The organism is Frankia sp. KB5 (assembly GCF_002099325.1).
GTDB lineage: Bacteria > Actinomycetota > Actinomycetes > Frankiales > Frankiaceae > Frankia > Frankia casuarinae.
Window position 1 is genome coordinate 1 of record NZ_MRUJ01000335.1, and the last position, 5005, is coordinate 5005.

General features: G+C 70.1%; 7 protein-coding genes and 1 pseudogene. 7 read left to right on the plus strand and 1 reads right to left on the minus strand.

The features are described from left to right. The 7 genes from KBI5_RS23820 to KBI5_RS23850 all read left to right on the plus strand — a co-directional run. A partial coding sequence (locus KBI5_RS23820; protein ID WP_198537948.1) for a UbiA family prenyltransferase occupies positions 1-520 on the plus strand: 520 nt, incomplete at its 5' end. Positions 521-534: 14 nt separating this feature from the next. Then, complete coding sequence (locus KBI5_RS23825; protein ID WP_023839802.1) at positions 535-1317, plus strand: UbiX family flavin prenyltransferase; 783 nt, start codon at positions 535-537, stop codon at positions 1315-1317. A 95-nt stretch (positions 1318-1412) separates the two neighbouring features. Further along, on the plus strand, positions 1413-1787 hold the full coding sequence (locus KBI5_RS23830; protein ID WP_085016543.1) for a hypothetical protein: 375 nt from the start codon (positions 1413-1415) through the stop codon (positions 1785-1787). 113 nt (positions 1788-1900) lie between these two features. Then, on the plus strand, positions 1901-3049 hold the full coding sequence (gene mqnE / locus KBI5_RS23835) for an aminofutalosine synthase MqnE (RefSeq protein WP_011434979.1): 1149 nt from the start codon (positions 1901-1903) through the stop codon (positions 3047-3049). 12 nt (positions 3050-3061) lie between these two features. Then, positions 3062-3355 (plus strand): hypothetical protein, encoded by a 294-nt coding sequence (locus KBI5_RS23840; RefSeq protein ID WP_011434980.1) that lies wholly within the window; start codon positions 3062-3064, stop codon positions 3353-3355. A 62-nt stretch (positions 3356-3417) separates the two neighbouring features. Beyond that, positions 3418-3669 (plus strand): DUF4229 domain-containing protein, encoded by a 252-nt coding sequence (locus tag KBI5_RS23845; RefSeq protein WP_051868632.1) that lies wholly within the window; start codon positions 3418-3420, stop codon positions 3667-3669. Further along, complete coding sequence (locus tag KBI5_RS23850) at positions 3663-4541, plus strand: menaquinone biosynthesis protein (RefSeq protein WP_011434982.1); 879 nt, start codon at positions 3663-3665, stop codon at positions 4539-4541. The genes KBI5_RS23845 and KBI5_RS23850 overlap by 7 nt, the downstream gene beginning before the upstream one ends. Positions 4542-4572: 31 nt before the next feature. On the opposite strand, the pseudogene KBI5_RS23855 reads toward KBI5_RS23850, so the two are convergent. Then, positions 4573-5005 (minus strand): annotated as a pseudogene (locus tag KBI5_RS23855) (transcriptional regulator); the annotation flags it as partial.

The window sequence follows — 5005 nt, forward strand, 5'->3', positions numbered from 1 at the left end:
CGCCGTCGCGCCGCTTGTCGTCTACCCCTACGCGAAACGGTTCACCGACTTCCCGCACGCCGTGCTCGGCATCGCCCAGGCGGTGGCCCCGGTCGGCGCGTGGATCGCGGTCACCGGTGAGTGGTCCTGGGCCGCACTGGTGCTCGGCCTTGCGGTCGGTAGCTGGATCGGCGGCTTCGACGTGATCTACGCCTGCCAGGATGCCGAGGTCGACCGGCGCATCGGCGTGCGTGCGGTGCCGGCCCGGTTCGGGGTGCGGGCCGCGCTCATTGGTTCCACGGTTACGCATATGATCACCTTTGCGTTGTTCATCGTCTACGGGCTGATGGACAACGCCGGTCCGTGGTGGTGGGCTGGGCTCGTGCTGACGGCGGCGGCATTCTGCTATGAGCACGCCATCGTGTCCCCGAACGACCTGTCGCGGGTCAACCGGGCCTTCCTCACCGCGAACGGATTCGTCGGCATCGTCTTGTTCCTCTTCGCCGTTGTCGATCTCGCCAGCCGTGGTCTGGCCGTCTGAGCATCGGATTCGTCATGGCCGATGTGTTCAGTGCCCCCGAGGAGGGGGCCGGAGCGCGCCTGCCGTGGGTGGTCGGGGTGAGCGGCGCCAGTGGAACCCCCTACGCGGCCGCGGTGCTGCGTGGCCTGCTGGCCGCTCGGCTGCCAGTCGATCTGGTGCTGTCCCGCGCGGCCCGCCTGACCCTGCTCGATGAGACGGGTATCGCCTGGCGTGACTCCGCCTGGGCGAAAGCCCTGGTCACGTGGCTGTCCATGCCCCTGGGCGGGGTGTCACCTCCGGAGGGTCTGTCGGCGCGGCTGGCCGATCGTGACGTGCTGGCCGATACGGTGTCCACCCTCGTCGCGGTACATGCCCCTGGTGATCTGGGGGCGCCGACGAGCAGCGGTTCGTACCCGACTCGCGGGATGATCGTCGTCCCGGCGAGCACCGCCTGCCTGGCCGGCATCACCCTGGGACTGTCCAAGGATCTGTTGCAGCGGTCGGCGGATGTCACGCTCAAGGAAGGCCGCCGTCTGATCGTCGTCCCGCGGGAGATGCCCTACACCCGCGCGACGCTGCGCCACATGCTGGACCTGCACGACGCCGGGGCGGTGGTGGCCGCGGCGAGCCCGGGGTTTTACGCGGGTGTGCGGACGGCAGGCGATCTCGTCGACTTCGTGGCCGGGCGGGTGCTCGACGCCGCCGACGTGCCGCACACGCTCTTCCGGCGTTGGACCGGCGAGCTCGGCGGCGCCCGCCGTGACCTGGCGGACCGCCGTGACCTGCTGGAGGTCGAGACGGCGCCACCGGCCGGGTGACGTCTGTTCCCCCTGGCGCAGGCCCCACCCGGACAGGCACAGTTGTCGGGAACGGGCCCCGACCGGGGCCGCGGTGCCGGCGGGATGAGGACGATATGGCGACGGGTGGGCGCGGACCGACGAGGAACCGGGGCCGGGGAACCGGTGGGGTGGACGGGGCCACGGCACGCAGATCCGCCTCGGCGCGGCCGGGTCGTCCCACTCGCGCCGAGCGGCCCGCGCCGCAGGACGTGAACCTGCGTGCGCAACTGCCGTATTTCCTGATCCGCGTCGCAGCCCTCGCCGTGATTACCGTGATCCTGGTGGCCGTCGGGCTGAACCTGCTGATGGCGCTGCTCGTTGGGTTCGCTGTCGCCGGACTGCTGACCTGGCCGCTCGGGCGGATGCAGCGCAGGGCCGCACAGCGGGCCGCTCAGCGCCCGGATGCGAGGAACGCCGGGAACAGCGGGAACAGCGGGAACGCCGGGTAGCCGCGAGTAGTCGGACGCCCCGCCGGATCGCGGGGCGGATCGCGGGGCGGCTGTGACCGGGCAGCCGTGCTCGCCTCCGAGGACACCGAGACCGGCGGGCTAGGCTGGAAGGCATGGATGCTGGGCTCAAGCGGGAGATCGAGGCCAAAGTTTCCGCCGGCGAGAGACTGAGCCGTGCCGACGGGGAGGCGCTGTACGCCAGCGACGACCTCGTCTGGTTGGGCGGTCTCGCCCACGAGGTTCGCACCAGAAAGAACGGCGACAAGACCTTCTTCAACGTCAACCGGCATCTGAACCTGACGAACGTCTGCTCGGCGTCCTGCGCGTACTGCTCGTTCCAGCGCAAGCCCGGTGAGTCCGATGCCTACACCATGCGCATCGAGGAGGCTGTCCGGCTGGCGAAGGAGATGGAGCCGGCCGGGATCACCGAGCTGCATATCGTCAACGGTCTGCATCCGACGCTGCCCTGGCGTTACTATCCGCGCTCGCTGCGGGAGCTCGGCAAGGCGCTGCCCGGCGTCGCCTTGAAGGCGTTCACCGCTACCGAGATCCACTGGTTTGAGAAGATCAGTGGCCTGTCCGCCGATGAGATCCTCGACGAGCTCATCGACGCGGGACTCGAGTCGCTCACCGGCGGCGGCGCGGAGATCTTCGACTGGGAGGTCCGCCAGAAGATCGTCGGTCACGAGACGCACTGGGAGGACTGGTCGCGCATCCACCGGCTCGCCCACGCCAAGGGCCTGCGCACTCCGTGCACGATGCTGTACGGGCACGTCGAGGACCCCCGGCACCGGGTGGACCACGTGCTGCGGCTGCGTGAGCTGCAGGATTCCACGGGCGGGTTCACGGTCTTCATCCCGCTGCGCTTCCAGCACGACGCCGCCGGCGACCCGCGCAACCGGTTGATGAACCAGCCGATGGCGACGGGGGCCGAGGCGTTGAAGACGTTCGCCGTCTCCCGGCTGCTGTTCGACAACGTGGACCACATCAAGTGCTTCTGGGTGATGCATGGTCTCACCACGGCGCAGCTCGCGTTGAACTTCGGCGCCGACGACCTCGACGGTTCCGTTGTCGAGTACAAGATCACGCACGATGCGGACCGGTTCGGGACGCCGCACACCATGACCCGCGAGGATCTGCTCGCAATCATCCGCGACGCCGGCTTCCGCCCGGTCGAGCGGGACACCCGCTACCGGGAGATCCGTGTCTACGACGGTCCCGACCCGGCTCGGCGTGACGTCCCGACCTCGATCGACGCCTGACCGGTGGACCGGATGGGCACCGGGGAGGGGCCGGGGCCGGCCCGCGGATCCGAGGAGTCGCCGGCGCCCGGGGGTTCCGGGCCTGTCCGGCCCCACGGAGCACCCGGCATCGGATCGATCTTTGTGCTGGCCTTCCTGGTGATCCTGTTTCCGGGGGTGGCCGGGTATGTGGTGCTCGACTGGATCGGTCTGCCGATCGGTGCCGCCGGCCTGCTGGGTCTGTTCGTCGTCTTCCTGGGGCTGGGCTTCTTCCCGACCGTGCTGCGCCGGCTCGGCTGGGTGCCGACGAAGAGACGGAGGACGTGATGGCGCAATCGCGTAGGCGGCTGGTTTCGTGGCCACAGCGGGTTTCGTGGCCACAGCGGGCGATGCCCGACTCGCCGACCGAATCGGGCCAGGCGGGCGAGCGCGGCCTGCTCGGCATCAACCTGCGGTACTTCGCGGTACGCGTGGTGCTCTTCGGAGCGGTGCTGGCCGTGGTCCTGCTGCTGGGGGTGAACGGGCTGCTGGCCTTCGCCCTGGCCGTGGTGTTCAGCGGGCTGCTCAGCTATCCCCTGGCGTTGCGCCAGCGCCGCGCGGTCATCGAGGTCATGGAGGAGCGCCGGGGCGGACGGTGTTGACCGGAGCCGGAGCGGACGACGACGGCGATACCCAGGCCCGTCCCCGGGTGGGGCACATCCAGTTTCTGAACTGCCTGCCGCTGTACTGGGGACTGGTCCACTCCGGTGCTCTGCTCGACATCGAGCTGACGAAGGACACCCCGGACCGGCTGAACGACGCGCTGATCGTCGGCGATCTCGATATCGGTCCGATCAGCCTGGTGGAGTACCTCCGGCATGCCGACGAGCTCGTCGTGCTGCCCGACCTCGCGGTCGGCTCCGACGGTCCGGTCCTGTCCGTCGTGCTGAGCACGGCGGCGCCGCTCGCGGAGATCCGGACCGTCGCGCTCGGCTCGACGTCCAGGACCAGCGTGCTGCTCGCCCGGATGTTGCTGGAGGAGCGCCACGGCCTGCGACCGGAGTACGTGACGATGCCGCCGGACCTGCCGTCGATGCTGCGGGAGGCGGATGCCGCGGTGATCATCGGGGATACCGCGCTACGGGCGACCTACGACGCCGAGCGGGGCGGTCCGGACCATCCTCTCCGGCTCATCGATCTCGGTGCCGCCTGGCAGGAGTGGACCGGCCTGCCCATGGTGTTCGCCGTGTGGGCCGCCCGACGGTCCTTCGCCGAACGCCGTCCCGGGGTGGTCAAGGAGGTGCACGGCGCGTTCCGCTCCGGACTCGACCTGGCGCTGCGTGATGTGGACGAGGTCGCGGCGCGGGCGGCCCGTTTTGAGGTGTTCGACCCGGGCACGCTGGCCCGGTATTTCACCACTCTCGACTTTCGGCTTGGTGCGCGCCAGCAGGCGGGGATTATCGCCTTCGCCGGACGTGCCGCGCGGCGAGGTGATGTTCCGGCGCTGCGCGAACTGCGTTTCGCGGACGTCTGAGCGCCACTCAGGCCGGCGGTCGGAACCCCGCTCAGACCGGTGGTCGGAACGCGCGGGAGATACTGGTCGGCGGAATCGGAACCGCTCGGCGCGTACTCGCCGTGGCGAAGCGCGCGATACGGCCCTTTACCAGCGCGATCAACCGGGGCGGGGTGGCTCGCCCGCCCGGCGCGATCAGCATCTCGTCGAGAGTCTCGCCACCGGAATMATCCCCGTCGGCCAGAGCATACCTCGGAGCGCTGGGCTCACCTGGCGGCCCGGACCGTGGGTCCGGTGGCACGGGGGCCCCGGGGCCGTCGCCGGACACGATGCCGGGTTCGGTGCCGGGTTCGGTGCCCTCGCAGACCTGCCGGGCGGCCGCGTCGATGAGGCTGTTGACCGCGAGGGTCCAGGCCCGTAGTCCTTCGTGACCGGTCAGCTCGGTGAACACCGCCGCCTCGAGGCAGCAGGTGCTGGCTCCCGCG

Coding starts and splice junctions, on each gene's coding strand:
- KBI5_RS23830 (WP_085016543.1), top strand. CDS start 1,413: ATGGCGACGGGTGGGCGCGGACCGACGAGGAACCGGGGCCGGGGAACC.
- KBI5_RS23825 (WP_023839802.1), top strand. CDS start 535: ATGGCCGATGTGTTCAGTGCCCCCGAGGAGGGGGCCGGAGCGCGCCTG.
- KBI5_RS23840 (WP_011434980.1), top strand. CDS start 3,062: ATGGGCACCGGGGAGGGGCCGGGGCCGGCCCGCGGATCCGAGGAGTCG.
- KBI5_RS23845 (WP_051868632.1), top strand. CDS start 3,418: ATGCCCGACTCGCCGACCGAATCGGGCCAGGCGGGCGAGCGCGGCCTG.
- mqnE (WP_011434979.1), top strand. CDS start 1,901: ATGGATGCTGGGCTCAAGCGGGAGATCGAGGCCAAAGTTTCCGCCGGC.